The organism is Azospirillum sp. TSH64 (assembly GCF_003116035.1).
Lineage (GTDB): Bacteria > Pseudomonadota > Alphaproteobacteria > Azospirillales > Azospirillaceae > Azospirillum.
Window position 1 is genome coordinate 5791662 of the sequence record NZ_LGQW01000015.1, and the last position, 17134, is coordinate 5808795.

Below are 17134 nucleotides of genomic sequence, written 5' to 3' on the forward strand. Positions count from 1 at the left end.
TGGGCATGGCCGATGTCGTCGTTCTGAAGCATGTCCGCCTGACGCGGGCCCTGCTCGCCATCGAGATGGCCGCCGCGTCGCTGGATGGCGAGCTTGTCGCCCTGCGCACCGCCGGACAGGCCGGTCTGCTGGGCGATTATGCCGAGGAAGCCACGCTCCTGCGCACCTATGTCCGCACCTTGCGCGTCCTGTTGCAGGCGATGACCCCCGACGAGGTGGACGAGGCGGGCCTCAGCGAGCGCCATGCTTTGGCGGAAGCGGCGGTCGGCCGTTGCGCCGCCGCGCTGCGGGTGCTGGATCTGCCGGTCGGTGGTGGCCCGGTCAGCGGAACCGCCTGACGACCGCTGTCGCGAAACCGACAGCGGCTTGACGCCTTCCGGCCACTACCATACTGCCGTATGGCTGGGATGCGGAACGCCTTTCCCCTCTCCGCCGCCGGATCGCCGCGCTATAGTGGCAGGCCCAACGAACAGTCGGACTCCACCGACAAAGCTGCAGGCTTGATAAGGGCGCGATGAGGCTTCTCGTTTCCGATCTGACCCACCGCTATGACGATCTGACCGTGCTGGACGGCATCGACCTGACCCTGGCGGAGGGCGAAATCCTGGCGGTGATCGGCCCAAGCGGCTGCGGCAAGTCGACCTTGCTCGGCATCGCCGGCGGCATCGTCGCGCCGACCTCCGGCAGCATCCGGGTGGAGGGGGAGGTGCCGGACGGCTGCCTCAACCCGATCACCTTCATTTTCCAGGACTTCGCCCTGCTGCCCTGGCGCACGGTGGAGGACAATGTCGCCCTGGTGCTGGAGCATCACCCGCTCTCATCCGCCGAGCGGCGCGAGCGCATCGACAGCGGCCTGCGCCGCATGGGGTTGTGGGAGTTCCGCAAGGCGCTGCCCAAGCAACTGTCCGGCGGCATGCGCCAGCGGGTCGGCATCGCCCGCGCACTGGCGGTGCGCCCGGCGATGCTGTTGCTGGACGAGCCGCTGTCGGCGCTGGACGCCCAGACGCGCGAGCTGCTGATGGACGATTTCCTCGAGCTTTGGCGGCGGGAGAAGACCACCGCCCTCTATGTCACCCACAATCTGGATGAGGCGCTGCGGCTGGCCGACCGGGTCTGCGTGCTGAGCCGCCGTCCCGGCCGCATCCGCGAACTGGTCACCATCGAGGAGCCGCGGGAGCGCCGGCAGGAGCCGTCGGCCCAGGCCCATCTGGCCGAAGTGCGCGACCGTTTGTGGCACCTGATGAAGGCCGAAGCCCAGATGGCCGACCGGGAGATCGCCCGTGCCTGACAGCCTGAACCCGACCGCCGCAGCCGCTGCGTCCACGATGGGCCAGCCCGTCCGCTTCCGTGGCGGCGGTTTTACCGTAAAACGCCATCCCTGGGCGGCGCTGGCCGCCTTCGCCGTGCTGATCGCGCTGTGGGAAGGCGCGAGTCGTCTCGGCCTCGCCAGCCCGCTGTTCCTGCCGCCGCCGAGCGCCGTCGCCCATGCGCTGTCGGGCATGGTGACCGACGGATCGCTCTGGCTGAACCTGAAGGCGTCGCTGGGGCGCATCGCCGTCGGCTGGGTGCTTGGCACGGCGGGCGGCATGCTGGTCGGCTTCGCCATGGGGATCTTCTCCACCGCACGCGCGGTCGGCGTGCCGCTGGTGTCGGCCTTCTTCCCGATTCCGAAGATCGCCCTTCTGCCGCTGTTCATCCTGTGGTTCGGCATCGGCGAGCCGTCGAAATTCGCCACCATCGGCTTCGGCGTCTTCTTCCCCACTGTCATCGCCACCTATAGCGCCATCGATTCGGTGCCGCGCAACCTGATCCGCATGGCGCAGAGCTTCGGTCTGCCCTGGCGGTCGATCCTGCGCTCCATCGTTCTGCCGGGCGCCTTGCCGGGCATCCTGGCCGGCTTCCGCATCACCGCGTCGATCGCGCTGATCCTGGTGGTGGCAGCGGAGATGATCGGTGCCGAATACGGCATCGGCGCCTTCGTGCTGATGGCCGGCAATCTGATGCAGACCGACACGCTGCTGGCTGGCGTGCTGGTGCTGTCACTGCTGGGGCTCGCCATCGGCACCGTGCTGTCGCAGCTTGAACGGCGCCTGCTGAACTGGCGCTGACCGGCTTTTTCCCAAGAAACCGAACCATCCATCGGGAGGATTTCCGTCCATGACCGCCGCCATGACCCTGGCCCGCCTCACCCGGCGTGCCCTGATCGCCACCACTGGCGCCGCCTTCGCCGCCGGCACCCTGATGTCCGCCGCGCTGGCGCAGCCGCTGGAGAAGGCGACGGTCGGCGTGCTGGCGCTGTCCTCCTCCGGGCCGATCTTCATCGCCAAGGCCAAGGGCTATTTCGAGAAGGAGGGGCTGGACGTCGAGCTGAAGATGTTCACCTCGGCCCAGCAGGTTCCGGTCGCCGTCACCTCGGGTGATGCCGATTTCGGCGTCACCGGCCTGACCGCCGGCTTCTACAACCTCGCCTCCAAGGGGGCCGTGACCATCATCGCCGCGCAGAGCCGCGACGAGCCGGGCTTCCCCCTCAGTGCCTATCTCGCGACAAACGCCGCCTATGATGCCGGGCTGAAGTCGCCGGCCGACCTGAAGGGCAAGCGGGTCGCCATCACCACCGTCGGCTCGACCTTCCACTACATGATCGGGCTGTTGGCGCAGAAGCACGGCTTCACGGTCAAGGACGTGACCATGGTGCCGTTGCAGGACGTGCCGAAGATGGTCGCCGCCTTCAAGGGTGGGCAGGTCGACGCCATCATCGCGCCCTCCACCGTGTCGCGGCAACTGGTGGCCGACGGTGCCGGCAAGATGCTGGGCTGGGTCGGCGACGAGACGCCCTGGCAGCTCGGTGCCCTGTTCACCGCGCCGAAGACGATGAAGGACCGCCGTCCGCTGGTCGAGAAGTTCGTCCGCGCCTACAAGACCGCGCTGGCCGAATACCACGCCGCCTTCAACGGCAAGGACGCCTCGGGCAATCTGGTGAAGGGCCCCGGCTATGACGAGCTTCTGGGCATCATCGCCGACGCCACCAAGCAGAAGCCCGACATCGTCGCCGCCGGCCTGCCCTATGTCGATCCGCAGGCCCGCCTGCTGGTGGACGACATCGTCAATCAGGTGAAGTTCTGGCAGTCCGAAGGTCAGGTCGACAAGGCGCTGGATCCGAAATCGGTGATGGACCTCAGCGTCGCGGGTCAGTGAGGTTAAGGGGAGGGGGCGGTCACACCGCCAGATAGGCCGCTCTCACCCCGTCATCCGCCATCAGCTCCGTCATCGGGCCGGTCCAGCGCGGCCGGCCGGTTTCGATGACGCAGGCGCGGTCGGCGACCCATGAGGCAAAGGACAGGCTCTGTTCGGACAGCAGCACCGACAGCCCCTCCGCCTTCAGCCGCCGCACCGCCTCGGCCATCTGTTTGACGATCAGCGGCGCCAGGCCCTCCGACGGTTCGTCCAGCAGCAGCAGCGACGGGTTGCCCATCAGCGTGCGGGCCAGCGTCAGCATCTGCTGCTCGCCGCCGCTCATCCGGGTGCCGCGGCGTCCGCGCATCTCCGCGAGGTTGGGGAACAGCGCGAACAGTTTCTCCGGCGTCCAGGCCGGGGCGCCGGGGCGGGGCGGCTGGCGGCCGACCTCCAGGTTTTCCTCCACCGTCAGGTCGGCGAAGATGCGGCGATCCTCCGGCACATAGCCGACGCCGAGCCGGGCGATGCGGTGGGCGGGCAGGGCGGACAGGTCGCGGCCGTCGAAACGCAGGGTCGCGGCACGCCGCTCGACCAGCCCCATGATCGCCTTCAGCGTGGTGGTCTTGCCGGCGCCGTTGCGCCCCATCAGCGCCACCACCTCGCCCCGCCCGACCGTCAGGGCGATGCCGTCGAGGATGTGGGCGCGGCCGTACCAGGCCTGGAGGCCGTCGACCGTCAGCAGGGGTTCGCTCACGCCTCGCCTCCCAGATAGACGGACTGCACGCGCGGGTCGGCGCGCACCTGATCCGGCGGACCCTCCGCGATCAGCCGGCCGCGGTCGAGCACCAGCACGCGGGTGGCGTGGCCGAAGACGGCATCCATGTCATGCTCGGTGAACAGCACGGCGAGCCCGCGCTCGCGCACCAGCTCCGCCGTCAGCGCCATCAGGGCAAGCCGTTCCGCGGGCGCCATGCCGGCGGTCGGCTCGTCCATCAGCAGCACGGTCGGCTCGCTCGCCAGCGCCATCGCCAGTTCGACCCGCTTGACGTCGCCATAGGCCAGCACGCCGCAGGGCCGGTCGGCCTGTGCCGCCATGCCGACGCGGTCCAGCAGCGCCAGCGCCGGTTCGCGGAACTGGGCGGCTGCCGGGCGCCACAGCCCGAACAGCCGGCGGGCGCGCGACAGCAGGACCATCTGCACATTCTCCGCCACCGTCATCGAGGCGAAGGTCGCGGTGATCTGGAACGTGCGCCCGACCCCCAGCGCCCAGATGCGCCGCGGCGGCAGCCCGACCAGTTCGGTGCCGTCCAGCCTGACCGAGCCCGAGTCGGGACGCAACTGGCCGTTCAGCAGGTTGAAGCAGGTGCTCTTCCCGGCGCCGTTCGGACCGATCAGCGCCAGCAGGTCGCCGGAACGCAGGGTGAAGGACACGCCGCCCACCGCCTGCACCCCGCCGAAGGAGCGTTGCAGGTCGCGCACCACCAGCCCGCTCATGCCCGCCTCCTGATGCCCGAGAGGAAGCCGACGATCCCCTTGGGGAAGACCAGCACCAGCGCGACGATGATCAGGCCCAGCACCAGCCGCCACCAGTCGGTCAGGCTCATCACCTCCGACTCCAGCAGATGGAACACCAGCGCACCGGCCAGCGGGCCGGCGACGGTCTGGATGCCGCCCATCAGCACCATCACCAGCGCGTCGACCGACTGCGGCACCGCCAGCAGGGTGGGGAAGACGCTGCCCTTGGCGAAGGCATAGAGACCGCCGGCCAGCCCAGCCGCGGTGCCGGCCAGCACGAAGGCCATCCATTGGAAGCGGCGCACGTCGATGCCCACCGATTCGGCACGGAGCCCCGAGTCGCGCCCGGCCCGCAGCGCGTAGCCGAAGGGGGCGAAAGCCGCCCGGCGCAGCAGCCACAAGGCACCGCCGCACAAGCCCAGCGTCAGCCAGTAATAGGTCGCCTTGCCCGCCGCCCAGGCCGGCGGCCAGACGCCGAGGATGCCGTTGTCGCCGCCGGTCACCGCATACCATTGGAAGGCGATCGACCAGACGATCTGGGCGAAGGCCAGCGTCAGCATGGCGAAATACAGCCCCGACCGCCGCACGCAGAACCAGCCCGCCACCAGCGCCCCCAGCCCCGCCAGGACCGGCGCCCCGGCCAGCGCCAGCGGCATCGGTGCCCCCAGATGCTTGACCAGCAGGGCCGAACCGTAGGCGCCCAGCCCGAACCACGCGGCATGGCCGAAGGACACCAGCCCGCCCAGCCCGATCAGCAGATGCAGGCTGGCGGCGAACAAGGCGAGGATCACCACCTCGGTCAGCAGGATCAGCGCGTAATCGCCGGCGACCAGGGGCGCCGCGGCGAGAAGTGCCAGCAAAGCCAGCGCCCACGGCCCGGCGTGGCGGCCGGCCGACAGCGGCACGGTAACGGTGGCGGGTGCGGTCGGCGGCACCTCCTCGGCCCGGCCGAGCAGGCCGTGCGGGCGCAGCACCAGAACCACCGCCATGAACAGGAAGACGATCACCAGCGTGATCTGCGGGAAGACCAGGATGCCGAAGGCCTGCAATTGCCCGATCAGCAGCGAGGCGAGGAAAGCGCCGGTCAGGCTGCCCATGCCGCCGACCACGACGACGACGAAGGCCTCGACCACGATGGCCATGTCCATCTGCAAGGTCACCGATTCGCGCGGAACCTGCAGCGCGCCGCCCAGCCCGGCCAGCGCGCAGCCCAGGAACAGCACGCCGGTGAACAGCCGCGCCGGATCGACGCCGAGCGCGCTGGTCATCTCGCGGTCCTGCGTCGCCGCACGCACCAGGGTGCCCCAGCGGGTGCGGTTGAACAGCAGCCACAACAGCCCGAGCACCAGCGGCCCCAGCCCGATCAGAACGAGGTCGTAGAGCGGGAAAGGCTGGTCGAGGATGTCGATGGAGCCCTTCAGCCCCGGCGCGCGGCGGCCCAACAGATCCTCCGGCCCCCAGGCCCAGGCGGTCAGATCCTGAACCACCAGAACGACGCCGAAGGTGCCCAGCAGCTGGAACAGTTCCGGCGAGCGGTAGAGCCGGCGCAGCAGCCCGATCTCCATCGCCGCCCCCAGCACGCCCATCGCCAGCGCCGCGGCGGCGACCGAACCCCAGAATCCGGCCGGCGTGCCGCCGAACCGCTCGATGAGCGACCAGCCGGCATAGGCGCCGACCATGTAGAAGGAGCCGTGCGCGAAATTCACGATCCGCGTCACGCCGAACACGATGGTCAGCCCCGACGACACCAGGAACAGCGTCGCCGCGGTCGCAAGCCCGCTGAGGGCCTGGACGAGCAGGAAGGACATGGGGGGAGGCGCCGGAAACCGGGCGCCTTACTCCGCCGGCCGCATCTTGCGCGCCGCGTCGTCGGGCGGCAGGTAGTTGGCACCGTCGGCGTAGCGCCAGTCCTTCATGGTGCCGCGGCCGTCCTTCACCGTCGTGGTGCCGACATAGGCGCCCATGGTCGCCTGGTGGTCGGACGCGCGGAAGGTCACCGGGCCGACCGGGCTGTCGATGGTCAGGCCGGCCAGCGCATCGACGATCGGCTCCGCGTTGGCCGACTTGGCCTTGGTGATCGCGGCGGCGACCGCCTTCATGGTGATGTAGCCGACGATGGACCCCGCCTTGGGCGACTCCTTGAAGCGCGCGGTGTAGGCGGCGACGAAGGCCTTGTGGGCGGGCGTGTCGATCTGGTCCCAGGGATAGCCGGTGACGATCCAGCCTTCCGGCGCCTCGTCCTTCATCGGCTCAAGGTATTCCGGTTCGCCGGTCAACAGGCTGACGACCTTGCGGTTGCGGAACAGGCCGCGGCCCTCGCCCTCGCGCACGAACTTGGCGAGGTCGGCACCGAAGGTGACGTTGAAGATGGCGTCGGGCTTGGCGGCGGCGAGCGCCTGCACAGTCGGCCCGGCCTCCAGCTTGCCCTGCACCGGCCACTGCTCGGCGACGAACTCGACGTCCGGGCGCTTTTCCTTCAGCAGCTGCCTGAACCACGCCACCGCCGACTGGCCGTATTCGTAGTTGGGGGCGACAGTGGCCCAGCGCTTGGCCGGCAGCTTCGCCGCCTCTTCCACCAGCATGGCCGCCTGCATGTAGGTGCTGGGACGCAGCCGGAAGGTGTAGCGGTTGCCCTTCGACCAGGTGATGGCGTCGGTCAGCGGCTCGGCCGCGACGAAGGGCATCTTGTTGCGCGCGGCGAAATCGGCGACCGCCAGCCCGATGTGGGAGAAATAGGTCCCGGCCAGCACGTCGACCGCCTCGTTCGTCACCAGTTCCTGCGCGACGCGCACCGCGTCGTCGGGCTTGCCGGCATCGTCGCGCGAGACGACCTGAAGCTCGCAGCAGCCGATCACGCCACCTTCGGCGTTGATCTCCTCCAGCGCCAGCTGCCAGCCCTGGCGGTAGGGAATGGTGAAGGCGGGCAGGCCGGTGTAGCTGTTGATCTCGCCCACCCGCACGGGTGCGCCGGAGAATTTCACCGGCTCTTTCGCCGACTGGGCCGCGGCTGGGCCGGCAGTGAGAGCCGCCGCTGCAATCGCGATTGACAGGGTGGCGCCCAGAGCGGCGGGGCGAAGGAGCTTCGCCAGCGGCGAGGCGGTCGGGTGGCGGTGCTTCATCCTGCGGGGACCCCGGTTCGTAAGAGACCAGCGGCGTGTCCGGTCGCGGTGCGACGCAACACACCGCGTTCATAGCAAACCCGGCGCAAAAGTCACCGACTGATCGGGATTTTCCCGCCCGTGCCCCTCCTCGGCTGCCCTCTCGGGGTGCTGCCTACATCAGGCGGGCCAGCAGCGACATGAACTGCACCCGCTCCTCCTCGCTCAGCGGGGCCAGCGTCTGCTCGTGGGCGGCGGCGGCATTCGCCATCAAATCGATGACCAGGGCCTGGCCGATCCGGGTCAGCCGGACGCTGGTGCGGCGGCGGTCCTGCGGGTCGGGCTGGCGTTCCACCAGGTTGCGTTCCACCAGCCGCAGGATCACGCCCTGGGTAGTGGCGGGATCCATGTAAGTGAGGCGGCCAAGCTGGTTCTGCGACAGCGGGCCTTCGGCATGCAGCGTGGCCAGCGCCCCCCATTGCGTGGGCGTCAGCAGCTGGTCGCCGATCACCTCGATGAAGATCGCCGAGGCTCGCTGATGGGCGCGGCGAAGGCGGTGGTGAACCTGGCCGGCCAACTGGTAATCGCCGGGAGGCAGTCGTCCGAAGTCGTCCATGTCAACGGGCCCGTGGTTCGCGCCCGCCTTCGGTCCGGGGCGAAGGCTGGGGCGGACACGGACCGCCGCTCCCGGCTGCGTGGGCAGGGATGGCGCGGCGTTTCCCGCCTGTCACCATCCGATGCGTCCATCATGCGTTCCTCATGGAAAGGGTAGAAAACACAATGGGCGCAGTGCAATCTTCGCAGATGCGGCATAGAGCCACAGGAATGCGAATGTCATCGCTTGCGCAACAAAAGAAGCGTCGCAAGCCTGAAAATAAGCTGCGAACGGATTCTGTCGCAATTCGGAGAGTATGCGCCACTGATTCATGGCCGCGGCGGCGCGATACCCTTCCGCCGCCGCCGCACTTCACCGGCTGCTTTTGGTCAGGGCGTCCGTTTGGGCGGATAGCTGTCGGGCGGAGCGGTCTTTTCGGCCGGACTGACGGCATCGTCCTTTTCGGGAGGAGTAACGCCGCCCGGCGTGTAGGGCGGGGTGGTGGCGTCGGGCGGACGCTTGGTCGAGGGCGGCGGGGGCGGTGTGTCGAGTCGGCGGGTCATGCGGCACCTTTGCGGATCAAGAAACGTGATGAACAACCCGCCGCCGGGCGGGCGGTTCCAAAGCACGAGCCCTGTTGCGCCATCGGCTTCGCCTCGTTGCTCTATGACCTTCATCTTAGGACCATTTGAAAAAGACGCTGGAATCAAGCAGACCACCGCTTCAGGCCACAGTGACCGGCCGGCAGCTTTTTGTTGCGGCCACACCACAGGGGCCGGCAAAAGCAGCGGTGCATGGGCTTCACTGTTGCGTGGGAAGCACGGTTTGTTGTGTCTTTGCCGAGGATGCGTCCGCAGCGGTCCCGGCCGGGGTTCTGGCCGAAGACCGGCGGCGGCGCGCCTCCCACCAAGGAGCCGGACCCCCGGCCCAGTGAGCCGACCGAACCCAGCCAAGCGCGGTGACTCCATGAAGACCAGCACCCTTTCCCTTCTCGCCCTCGCTCTCGCCTCGACCGGGCTGACGTCGCTTCCCGCCGCCGCCCAGGACGACCTGCAGCGTGGCGAAACCGTGCTGGAGCGCCGCCGGCCGGAGCTGGAGCAGCTTGGGCTGCGCGCCGGCTCCTTCCTGTTCCTGCCGCGGGTGGAAGCCGGCGCCACCTATGACACCAACGTCTACGCCACCCGCGACAACCACGAGGACGACGTCATCTGGACGGTCCGGCCGCGGCTGGACATCAAGTCGGACTTCTCGGCCCACGCGCTGAACTTCTCGGCCTCGGCCGATGCCGGCCGCTACAGCGACCATTCCGGCGAAAACTACACGGATTATGCCGTGCAGGCCGACGGCCGCTTCGACGTGAACAAGGGCGGCGCGCTGGACGGCCAGCTGTTCCACCGCCGCAATCACGAAGGCCGCGGCGACATCAACAGCCTGCAGGGCTATGCCGAGCCGGTGACCTTCCTCACCAGCGGCGGCGAGGCCGGCTACACCCAGCGCTTCAACCGCCTGCGCGCCCGCGTTTCCGGTTCGGCCCAGTACATCTCCTATGACGACGTCGACCTGATCGGCGGCGGCGTCGCCCGCCAGGGCGACCGCGACCGCTGGGAATATGCATCGGTCGGCCGTGTCGGCTACGAGTTCATCGAGGGCTACGAGGCCTTCGTCCAGGGCACCTATTCCTGGACCCGCCACAAGAACGACCGCGACGCCTTCGGCCTCGACCGCGACTCGGACGGCTACGAGGTGGTGGGCGGTCTGGCCACCGACCTGACCGGCCTGATCACCGGCGAGGTCTTCGCCGGCTACCTCGTCCGCAACTACAAGGATTCGCGGCTGGAGGATTTCAGCGGCCTGTCCTTCGGCGGGCGCGTGAACTGGGCGGTCACCCAGCTGACCGGCATCAGCGCCACCGCCAGCCGCCAGGTGCGTGAGACGTCGGCCAGCCCCGGCTTCGGCACCGCCTCCAGCTACACCCGCACCCTGGTCGCGCTGGGCGTCGACCACGAGCTGCTGCGCTCGCTGGTGCTGAACGGCCGCCTGCAATACCGCCAGGACGACTTCAACGGCAACGACCGCAACGACAAGGTCTATACGGCCGGCGTCGGCGGCACCTACCAGATGAACCGCAACCTGTATCTGACCGGCGGCTATACCTACGAAAAGCGCAATTCCAACATCAGCTCCGCCGAGTACAGCGACAACCTGATCTATCTGCGACTCGGCGCCCAGATGTAATCCAGCAGGTAATCCGCCGGAATCGGATCGGCCGGCCGGGAAAGTCCCGGCCAAAGGTCCTAAAGGTTCCGCTGAACAGGGCAGGGCGTCCGTCCTATGACGGGCGCCCTTTTCTTATGCCTGCTCTTATGATCGATGGCGATGTACTGAACAGATCCGAAGGCGGTAATTCCTCTCCACTTTTTCCCAAGCGCTTGCGAGTTGCTAGTCTCCACCCGAATTCAGGTGCGTGACCAAAGGGCGCCGCTGCAAGGCGGCCGGCGGATGGATCGGTTTCTCGGAACCGATCCGTCGAACGGGCCGGACCGGCGCTGTGGCAGGCATCCACCAGCCAGGGAAAGGGTTTAGGGATGAATCGACGTCAGGTGATCCGTGCGCTGGGCCAGGGGATCGGGTTGGCCGCGCTCGCCGTTGCCATGGTCGGCTGTGCCGGCGGCAACGACGCGCCGATGGAGACCGCCAGCGCCGGTCAGATCGGCGAATACCGTCTCGGCCCGGGTGACGCGCTGCGCGTCATCGTGTTCGGCGAAGAGCAGCTGTCCGGCGAATTCCGCGTCGACGGCACCGGCAAGGTTGCCATGCCGCTGATCGGCGAGGTTTCGGCCAAGGACCGCAACACCCGGGACCTGGAGAAGGAAATCGCCACCCGGCTGTCCGCCGGCTATGTGAAGGATCCGAAGGTCAGCGTCGAGGTGCTGAACCACCGCCCCTTCTTCATCCTGGGCGAGGTGCGCAACCCCGGCCAGTACCAGTATGTCAACGGCATGACCGCCCTGTCGGCGGTGGCGATGGCCGGCGGCTACACCTACCGCGCCAAGGAGGACTACGTCCTCATCACCCGCGGCAGCGATCCCAAGAAGGAAATCCGCAAGGCCCCGATCACCACCTCGGTGATGCCGGACGACGTGGTCCGCATTCCGGAGCGCTATTTCTAAGCAACGGTTTCCAAGAGCCAACGGCAGGACGCTGCCGGATTGCAAGAAAGCCCGGCCGGGGAGCACCCGGCCGGGCTTTCTGCCGTCTGCGGATCGGGATGTCCGATCAGGTATCGAGCGTGTCGCCGCCCTTCTTCTGCCCCGGCGGCATGCGCTGGTTCGCGGGAACGACCGCATCGCGGGAGATACCGTGCGGCGGGGTGGTGCCGGCGGCTTCGTCGTCGGTGCCGAGCGGCGCCGCGGCGGGATCGGTGGCGGGAACCTTGTCGCCGGTCAGGCCGCGGTCGATGTCCGCGCGCATCCGATTCGCTTCCGCGCTGGGGGTGGTCGGCGTCCGGTCACCCGACTCGGGATGGGGCTTGGTCATGGTCGGCCTTTCGCGCAAACTGCTGTGAGGGGCATTCCGATGCCTTCTCCAACCGCCGCGTCCTGCCGGGGGTTCCCCGCCGGGGCATATCGGTGGGCTTATCGGCGATCGTAAGACCCGGCCCGACCACTCAACGCCATGGGAGCGCCCGATGCCCGACACCGGCCTGACGCTGTTGGCGTTCGTCATCCCGGCGATTGCGGTGACCCTGTTGCTCGTGGCCACGGTCCTGGCGGTCCGCGCCCGCGGATGGCGGCGGCTCTATTGGGCCTGCTGCGCGATCCTGATCGCCGGCGGCAGTGCAGTGGCGGCGATTGCCCTGTGCTGCCTGCCTCCGACGGTGCTGCCCGACGGGTCCATCAGCGGAGAAATGCCCCCGACCTTTGGAGCCGGACTGATGCTGGCATTCGTGGGATGCGGCGGGGCCCTGCTCGGCCTGATCTTCGTCGTGGGCAGGGCCCGTCCGCGTCAGGGCCGGGGCGCAGGCTGGCGGTGAAACCTGACTGACAGAACTTGGAAAAGGTGAGGGTAAGCTCCCGGCCTACCCCTGTTCACTCCGCCGGGACGGGGTTGTTGAGCGAGCGTTCGACGAACTGGTAGACGACGACATCCGGCTTTTGCGCCTCGATCAACGCCTTGTCGAAGCGCAGTCCCTTGTGCTCCGTCACCACCGCCTTGCTGAAGCTTTCGGCGATGTATGGGAACATCGGGATGGTGAAGGAGTCGCGGAACCACACCACGCTGGGTGCCGTCGGCAGATCGGCGCGCAGGATGTTCTGCACGATGCCGTTCGGCATCGAGACGTCGTTGGCGCGCAGCTTGGGCGGCCTCAGGGACTCGTAGCGGACCTCCTCTTCCTGATAAACCGCGGCCAATCCCAGCATGCGGGCGAGGTCGAGGTCGACGCCCTGGCGCATGACGTGGACCTGCTTCATGTCGGCCGGCGTCAGCGGCGTGAAATCAGGGCGGACCGTCTTGATCCACTCCACGATCCGCCGATAGCCGATGGCGAAGGCGGCATCGCCCGTCCAGTGCGTGTCGGCCTGGAGATAGACCTTCATGCTCTTCTTCGCGGCGACGAGGTCGGCGGTCATGTCCTTGAACACCAGCGGCGAGCGACGTTCCGCCAGCCGGCGCACGATCTGCTCCATCCGGCTTTCCGGGTTCACCTGGGTGGCCCAGGCCGGCAGATCCTCGAGATAGACGCGCTCCTTGTTGGGGATCGCGACCATCAGCATGGGGATGCCGCGCTCCGCCAGCCATGCCTGCCGCCGTTCCATCACGTCGATCCAGCGGTCCAGCTCCTCCGGCGAGAAGCGGTCGATGCCGCGCGTCTGCTCGAGCGCATGCTCGCCCGTATAGAACAGCCAGCCGTTCCGGCCGAGCACGACAAGCGGCGAGGTGCTCTGCCCGAACACCTTGACCCGGATGAAGTTGTTGGCGAGGACGAGATCGTTGCGGAAACCGAAATGGTCCTTCAGCCACGCCTCGAAGCGCTGCGGCAGGACGGAAAACTCGTCGAAGGTGGCGGGCAGGTCGGGCAGCTCGTTCGGCGCCCGCATTTCGGTCGCCGTCACGCCCGTCCCGACCGACAGCGTCTGGCCGATCATGGGCAGCAGCAGGAGCGCCAGGAAAATCCCGATGCACAGTTTCTGCAACAGCGTGCTGTGCACGATCCCGAGAGACATCGCTCGCATGGTCAGAACCGGAAGTAGATGAACGGGTTGTAGGTGCCGGCCGCGAGGCTCATGACCGCCAGCGCGAACATGCCGAGCAAGCCGGCGAGGTACAGCGCCTCGCCGGTGCCGACCAGCATGCGCCCGCCGGTCGCGTTCCGCACCGCATCCAGCCCGCCCCGCACCAGCCGGCCCAGCAGCGGCGTCGCGGCGACCGCGCCGATGACCAGGGCGGTGACGGTTTCCGGCGTCAGGAACTGCAGGACATGCGGCGCCAGAGGGCTGGGATGGCCGGCGCCGGCCATGGCCTTCAGGAAGATCCAGGCATGGCCCAGCGTGTCGGCGCGGAAGAAGACCCAGCCGATCATCACCACCAGCAGCGTGTAGACATGGCGGACCGCCGGCGCCGACCGGTCGAGCATCCGGGCGACGCCCAGCCGCTCGAACACCAGGAAGGCGCCGTGCCACAGGCCCCAGACCACGAAGGTCCAGCTGGCGCCATGCCACAGGCCGCACAGGAAGAAGACGATCAGCAGGTTGCGGTAGGTGGCCAGCGGACCGGCGCGGTTGCCGCCCAGCGGGATGTAGAGATAGTCACGGAACCACATCGACAGCGAGATGTGCCAGCGGCGCCAGAATTCGGTGATCGACTGGGCGATGTAGGGATAGTTGAAGTTCAGCGGGAAATGGAAGCCGATCATCAGCCCCAGCCCGATGGCCATGGTCGAATAGCCGCAGAAATCGAAAAAGATCTGCAGGGTGTAGCAGACGATTCCCAGCCAGGCGATCGGCAGGCTCAGTCCCGTCGGGTCGAGCGCGAAGATCTGGTCCGCCGCCACCGCAACCGTGTTGGCGATCAGCACCTTCTGCGCGAGGCCGATCACGAAGATCTGAATTCCCTCGGCGAACAGCCCGGCGCTGACCCTGCGGTTGTGGATCTCGTCGCGGATGTCGTGGAAGCGGATGATCGGTCCCGCCACGAGCTGCGGGAACATTGTGATGTAGACGGCGACATAGATCAGGCTGCGCTCGACCGGAACCTGCCGGCGGTAGACGTCGATCAGGTAGGACAGCGCATGGAAGGTGAAGAACGAGATGCCGAGCGGCAGATGCACCTGCGGCGGTCCCGACAGCAGGTTGGGGAAAACCGCGGCCACCATCTCGTAGAAGAAGCCCAGATATTTGAAATAGACGAGAATGCCCAGGTTGACGACGACGCCGGCACCCATGGCGAGTTTGCGGCCACGCCCTTCCTGGCCGGCGATCCACAACCCGAAGGCATAATTGACGAGGATCGACAGCAGCATGACGTAGGTATAGATCACCTCGCCATACGCATAGAAAACCAGGCTGAAGAAAAGCAGCGTCCCGTGCTTCAAGGGCAGGGAATAATAGCAAAAGATAAAAATTGGCAAAAAATAAAAGATAAATACGATAGAGCTGAAAACCATCATCCACCCTTATGCCATCCCTGCTGCGCGCCTGTGGGTCCGGAACTCCAAATTCAAGCGGCATTTCGGTCCAGAGCGGCATGGGATATACCCCAGATCGGGTGCCGTATCCAGACCTATGCGGGAACAGTGCAACCCTACCGCGACGGGCCGGCAAGGCTTCCCGGTGTGCGTTGCCTTGCCCGTGACCGCAGAGAGTCGGAAAGCCCTCTGGTTGCAACCGGATGGGCGCCTGAGGGGCGCGCCGATGGCGGATGCTTGGCAGAAACGCCACAATGGCTGGGCGGTGAGTGACAGAAAAGAAGACTGCTCTGCGCACGCCTCCAAGCGATTGGACGGCCCCAAAGTCCGATGAGCCCGTCATGTCGGCGGCTTGAACCCGCCTCAGCGGAATGGCAACCGACCGATTTTTTCCCAGAAAGCAAAACGGCCTAGCGCGGGGTGCGCTAAGCCGTTGAAAATCTGGTGCCGGATACAGGAATCGAACCCGTGACCTTCTGATTACAAATCAGCTGCTCTACCAGCTGAGCTAATCCGGCGCCCGCCGCTTGCGGGACGCACACCTTAGCGCCCCTTTTCCGCGTAAACAAGCACTTGACCACGATGGTGTTGCGGGGCGCGATCACTCACGCAGGCGGGCGACCTCGTAGAGTGCCACCGCGGCGGCATTCGAGACGTTGAGGCTGCCGACCGGTCCGCCTGTCGGCAGCCGGGCGATCGTGTCGCAGCGCTCCATGGTCAGCCGGCGCAGGCCGCTGCCTTCCGCGCCCATCACCAGCACCGTCTTTCCGGTCAAATTCAGCTTGGCCAGCGTCGACGGTCCCGATTCGGCGAGCCCCACCGACCAGAAGCCGTTCTGTTGCAGATCCGTTAGAGCCCGGGCCAGATTGGTGACGCGGATCAGCGGCACCGCCTCCAAGGCCCCTGAAGCGCTCTTGGCGAGAACGCCGGTCGTCTCGGGAGCATGGCGCTCGGTCACCACGACCGCACGGGCGCCGAAAGCGGCGGCGGATCGCAGGATGGCGCCGACATTGTGCGGGTCGGTCACCTGATCGAGCGCCACGATGACCGCCGAGGTTTCCCCCGCCAGCTCGTTGCACAGATCCTCGATGCCCAGATCGGGCAGGGGAGAGGCATCGACGACGACGCCCTGATGCACCGCACCAGGCGGCAGCATCCTGTCAAGCTCCACCCGGTCGGTCGGCGACGCCTCCGGCCTTTGCAGCCCTTGGGCGCGGGCGGCGGCAATTGCCGGTTCCAGCGCGGCGCGGCCCGAGTCGGTCACCAGCAGGCGATGGATGCGCCGTTCGGGGTTGGTCAAGGCGGCGGCCACCGGGTGAAGTCCGTAAATAAGGACGCCACGTGCCGCGGGTCCCCGTCCTCCCTTGGCCGCCTTGCGGCCGCCGCGCGCTCCCTCGTCCCCTTCGTCCTGCCGCGGAGACGCGCCCGGCTGAGGCCGGCCGCCGGATCGGTCGGCGTTGCGGTCGGTATTGCGGTCTGCGGGACGGGCGGAGGAGGGGCCGGAACCGGGATGTCTGGAGCGCGTCATGATACCCACGAAGAAGGGGAGGGGGCCGCAGCGGACTGCTGCCGAATTTTTTCTGGTGTGAACCGCTTAACCCGTGTTGACAAGGCCTGAAAAATTCGCATATTGCCGAACTCCGCGGCGGGCATCGCCAGGCCGCGGACTGGAAGGGTGGCCGAGTGGTTAAAGGCAGCAGACTGTAAATCTGCCCGCGTACGCGTACGCTGGTTCGAATCCAGCCCCTTCCACCATTACTTTCCACGGCTTGTCCGTGATCGCGTTTGCCCCGGACGGTCGCGCCGGCGGGATGCTTGCGGGTGTAGCTCAATGGTAGAGCAGAAGCCTTCCAAGCTTACGACGGGGGTTCGATTCCCCTCACCCGCTCCAATCCCGCGTGCGCCACGGAAAACCGATCTCGGCCGGGCCATTGTGTGCGTCCGGAACGTCGGGAACGAAAGACCAAAGCGATGGCGAAGGCAAAGTTTGAGCGGAACAAGCCGCACTGCAACGTTGGCACGATCGGCCACGTCGACCACGGCAAGACGTCGCTGACGGCGGCGATC

At 67.4% G+C, this 17134-nt stretch carries 18 protein-coding genes and 3 tRNA genes; 10 read left to right on the forward strand and 11 right to left on the reverse strand.

The genetic code is table 11. The features are described 5' to 3' along the window. Positions 1-5 precede the first annotated feature (5 nt). The 4 genes from TSH64_RS27705 (at position 6) to TSH64_RS27720 (ending at position 3195) form a co-directional block, all read left to right on the forward strand. Positions 6-338, forward strand: a complete 333-nt coding sequence (locus TSH64_RS27705) for a hypothetical protein (protein ID WP_109450016.1) — start codon at positions 6-8, stop codon at positions 336-338. Between the two features lie 176 nt (positions 339-514). Next, on the forward strand, positions 515-1288 hold the full coding sequence (locus TSH64_RS27710) for an ABC transporter ATP-binding protein (RefSeq protein WP_109450018.1): 774 nt from the start codon (positions 515-517) through the stop codon (positions 1286-1288). Further along, a complete protein-coding gene (locus TSH64_RS27715; RefSeq protein WP_348770331.1) occupies positions 1281-2108 on the forward strand; it encodes an ABC transporter permease in 828 nt (275 codons plus the stop codon). Before TSH64_RS27710 ends, TSH64_RS27715 begins: the two co-directional genes overlap by 8 nt. A 49-nt stretch (positions 2109-2157) precedes the next feature. Further along, on the forward strand, positions 2158-3195 hold the full coding sequence (locus TSH64_RS27720) for an ABC transporter substrate-binding protein (protein WP_247873180.1): 1038 nt from the start codon (positions 2158-2160) through the stop codon (positions 3193-3195). 19 nt (positions 3196-3214) lie between these two features. Here the strand turns inward: TSH64_RS27720 and TSH64_RS27725 are convergent, their stop codons facing one another. The 6 genes from TSH64_RS27725 to TSH64_RS35705 all read right to left on the reverse strand — a co-directional run bounded on the left by TSH64_RS27725 (position 3215) and on the right by TSH64_RS35705 (position 8945). Then, entirely contained in the window at positions 3215-3928 is a 714-nt protein-coding gene (locus tag TSH64_RS27725) for an ABC transporter ATP-binding protein (protein ID WP_109450021.1), read from the reverse strand. Next, entirely contained in the window at positions 3925-4668 is a 744-nt protein-coding gene (locus tag TSH64_RS27730; RefSeq protein WP_109450023.1) for an ABC transporter ATP-binding protein, read from the reverse strand. Before TSH64_RS27730 ends, TSH64_RS27725 begins: the two co-directional genes overlap by 4 nt. Then, positions 4665-6497 carry an ABC transporter permease gene (locus TSH64_RS27735; RefSeq protein ID WP_109450025.1) on the reverse strand — a complete coding sequence of 611 codons (1833 nt, stop codon included), beginning with the start codon at positions 6495-6497 and terminating at the stop codon, positions 4665-4667. Before TSH64_RS27735 ends, TSH64_RS27730 begins: the two co-directional genes overlap by 4 nt. Before the next feature lie 27 nt (positions 6498-6524). Continuing rightward, entirely contained in the window at positions 6525-7808 is a 1284-nt protein-coding gene (locus TSH64_RS27740) for an ABC transporter substrate-binding protein (protein WP_109450027.1), read from the reverse strand. A gap of 154 nt (positions 7809-7962) precedes the next feature. Then, positions 7963-8403 carry a MarR family transcriptional regulator gene (locus tag TSH64_RS27745; protein WP_109450029.1) on the reverse strand — a complete coding sequence of 147 codons (441 nt, stop codon included), beginning with the start codon at positions 8401-8403 and terminating at the stop codon, positions 7963-7965. A gap of 368 nt (positions 8404-8771) precedes the next feature. Beyond that, positions 8772-8945, reverse strand: a complete 174-nt coding sequence (locus TSH64_RS35705) for a hypothetical protein (RefSeq protein WP_158285419.1) — start codon at positions 8943-8945, stop codon at positions 8772-8774. Positions 8946-9348: 403 nt separating this feature from the next. Here TSH64_RS35705 and TSH64_RS27750 point away from each other — a divergent pair, with 403 nt between their 5' ends. Then, positions 9349-10617: an outer membrane beta-barrel protein gene (locus tag TSH64_RS27750; protein ID WP_098740506.1), complete on the forward strand. Its 1269-nt coding sequence runs from the start codon at positions 9349-9351 to the stop codon at positions 10615-10617. 350 nt (positions 10618-10967) lie between these two features. Further along, positions 10968-11552 carry a polysaccharide biosynthesis/export family protein gene (locus tag TSH64_RS27755; RefSeq protein WP_109051350.1) on the forward strand — a complete coding sequence of 195 codons (585 nt, stop codon included), beginning with the start codon at positions 10968-10970 and terminating at the stop codon, positions 11550-11552. 106 nt (positions 11553-11658) lie between these two features. Here the strand turns inward: TSH64_RS27755 and TSH64_RS27760 are convergent, their stop codons facing one another. Then, complete coding sequence (locus tag TSH64_RS27760; protein WP_109450031.1) at positions 11659-11919, reverse strand: hypothetical protein; 261 nt, start codon at positions 11917-11919, stop codon at positions 11659-11661. A gap of 151 nt (positions 11920-12070) precedes the next feature. Here TSH64_RS27760 and TSH64_RS27765 point away from each other — a divergent pair, with 151 nt between their 5' ends. After that, positions 12071-12415, forward strand: a complete 345-nt coding sequence (locus TSH64_RS27765; RefSeq protein WP_109450033.1) for a hypothetical protein — start codon at positions 12071-12073, stop codon at positions 12413-12415. Positions 12416-12470: 55 nt separating this feature from the next. On the opposite strand, the gene TSH64_RS27770 is transcribed toward TSH64_RS27765, so the two are convergent. The 4 genes from TSH64_RS27770 to rlmB all read right to left on the reverse strand — a co-directional run bounded on the left by TSH64_RS27770 (position 12471) and on the right by rlmB (position 16397). Continuing rightward, positions 12471-13616: a hypothetical protein gene (locus tag TSH64_RS27770; RefSeq protein ID WP_109450035.1), complete on the reverse strand. Its 1146-nt coding sequence runs from the start codon at positions 13614-13616 to the stop codon at positions 12471-12473. A gap of 2 nt (positions 13617-13618) precedes the next feature. Continuing rightward, on the reverse strand, positions 13619-14974 hold the full coding sequence (locus TSH64_RS27775) for an MBOAT family protein (protein WP_247873181.1): 1356 nt from the start codon (positions 14972-14974) through the stop codon (positions 13619-13621). A gap of 535 nt (positions 14975-15509) precedes the next feature. Then, positions 15510-15585, reverse strand: a tRNA-Thr gene (locus TSH64_RS27780). A gap of 83 nt (positions 15586-15668) precedes the next feature. Beyond that, a complete protein-coding gene (gene rlmB, locus TSH64_RS27785; RefSeq protein WP_348770342.1) occupies positions 15669-16397 on the reverse strand; it encodes a 23S rRNA (guanosine(2251)-2'-O)-methyltransferase RlmB in 729 nt (242 codons plus the stop codon). 339 nt (positions 16398-16736) lie between these two features. Between rlmB and TSH64_RS27790 the strand changes: the two genes are divergently transcribed. The 3 genes from TSH64_RS27790 to TSH64_RS27800 form a co-directional block, all read left to right on the forward strand. Beyond that, positions 16737-16822, forward strand: a tRNA-Tyr gene (locus TSH64_RS27790). Between the two features lie 62 nt (positions 16823-16884). Then, a tRNA-Gly gene (locus tag TSH64_RS27795) sits at positions 16885-16958 on the forward strand. 80 nt (positions 16959-17038) lie between these two features. Beyond that, the coding region (locus TSH64_RS27800; RefSeq protein ID WP_146203631.1) for a GTP-binding protein at positions 17039-17134 on the forward strand (96 nt) is incomplete at its 3' end.

Excerpts from the sequence above, each read along its gene's own strand:
- TSH64_RS27735 (WP_109450025.1), bottom strand. The coding sequence starts at position 6,497 with ATGTCCTTCCTGCTCGTCCAGGCCCTCAGCGGGCTTGCGACCGCGGCG.
- TSH64_RS27770 (WP_109450035.1), bottom strand. The coding sequence starts at position 13,616 with ATGCGAGCGATGTCTCTCGGGATCGTGCACAGCACGCTGTTGCAGAAA.
- TSH64_RS27720 (WP_247873180.1), top strand. The coding sequence starts at position 2,158 with ATGACCGCCGCCATGACCCTGGCCCGCCTCACCCGGCGTGCCCTGATC.
- TSH64_RS27710 (WP_109450018.1), top strand. The coding sequence starts at position 515 with ATGAGGCTTCTCGTTTCCGATCTGACCCACCGCTATGACGATCTGACC.
- TSH64_RS35705 (WP_158285419.1), bottom strand. The coding sequence starts at position 8,945 with ATGACCCGCCGACTCGACACACCGCCCCCGCCGCCCTCGACCAAGCGT.
- TSH64_RS27705 (WP_109450016.1), top strand. The coding sequence starts at position 6 with ATGGCCGATGTCGTCGTTCTGAAGCATGTCCGCCTGACGCGGGCCCTG.
- TSH64_RS27750 (WP_098740506.1), top strand. The coding sequence starts at position 9,349 with ATGAAGACCAGCACCCTTTCCCTTCTCGCCCTCGCTCTCGCCTCGACC.
- TSH64_RS27740 (WP_109450027.1), bottom strand. The coding sequence starts at position 7,808 with ATGAAGCACCGCCACCCGACCGCCTCGCCGCTGGCGAAGCTCCTTCGC.
- TSH64_RS27765 (WP_109450033.1), top strand. The coding sequence starts at position 12,071 with ATGCCCGACACCGGCCTGACGCTGTTGGCGTTCGTCATCCCGGCGATT.
- TSH64_RS27745 (WP_109450029.1), bottom strand. The coding sequence starts at position 8,403 with ATGGACGACTTCGGACGACTGCCTCCCGGCGATTACCAGTTGGCCGGC.
- TSH64_RS27755 (WP_109051350.1), top strand. The coding sequence starts at position 10,968 with ATGAATCGACGTCAGGTGATCCGTGCGCTGGGCCAGGGGATCGGGTTG.
- TSH64_RS27760 (WP_109450031.1), bottom strand. The coding sequence starts at position 11,919 with ATGACCAAGCCCCATCCCGAGTCGGGTGACCGGACGCCGACCACCCCC.
- TSH64_RS27730 (WP_109450023.1), bottom strand. The coding sequence starts at position 4,668 with ATGAGCGGGCTGGTGGTGCGCGACCTGCAACGCTCCTTCGGCGGGGTG.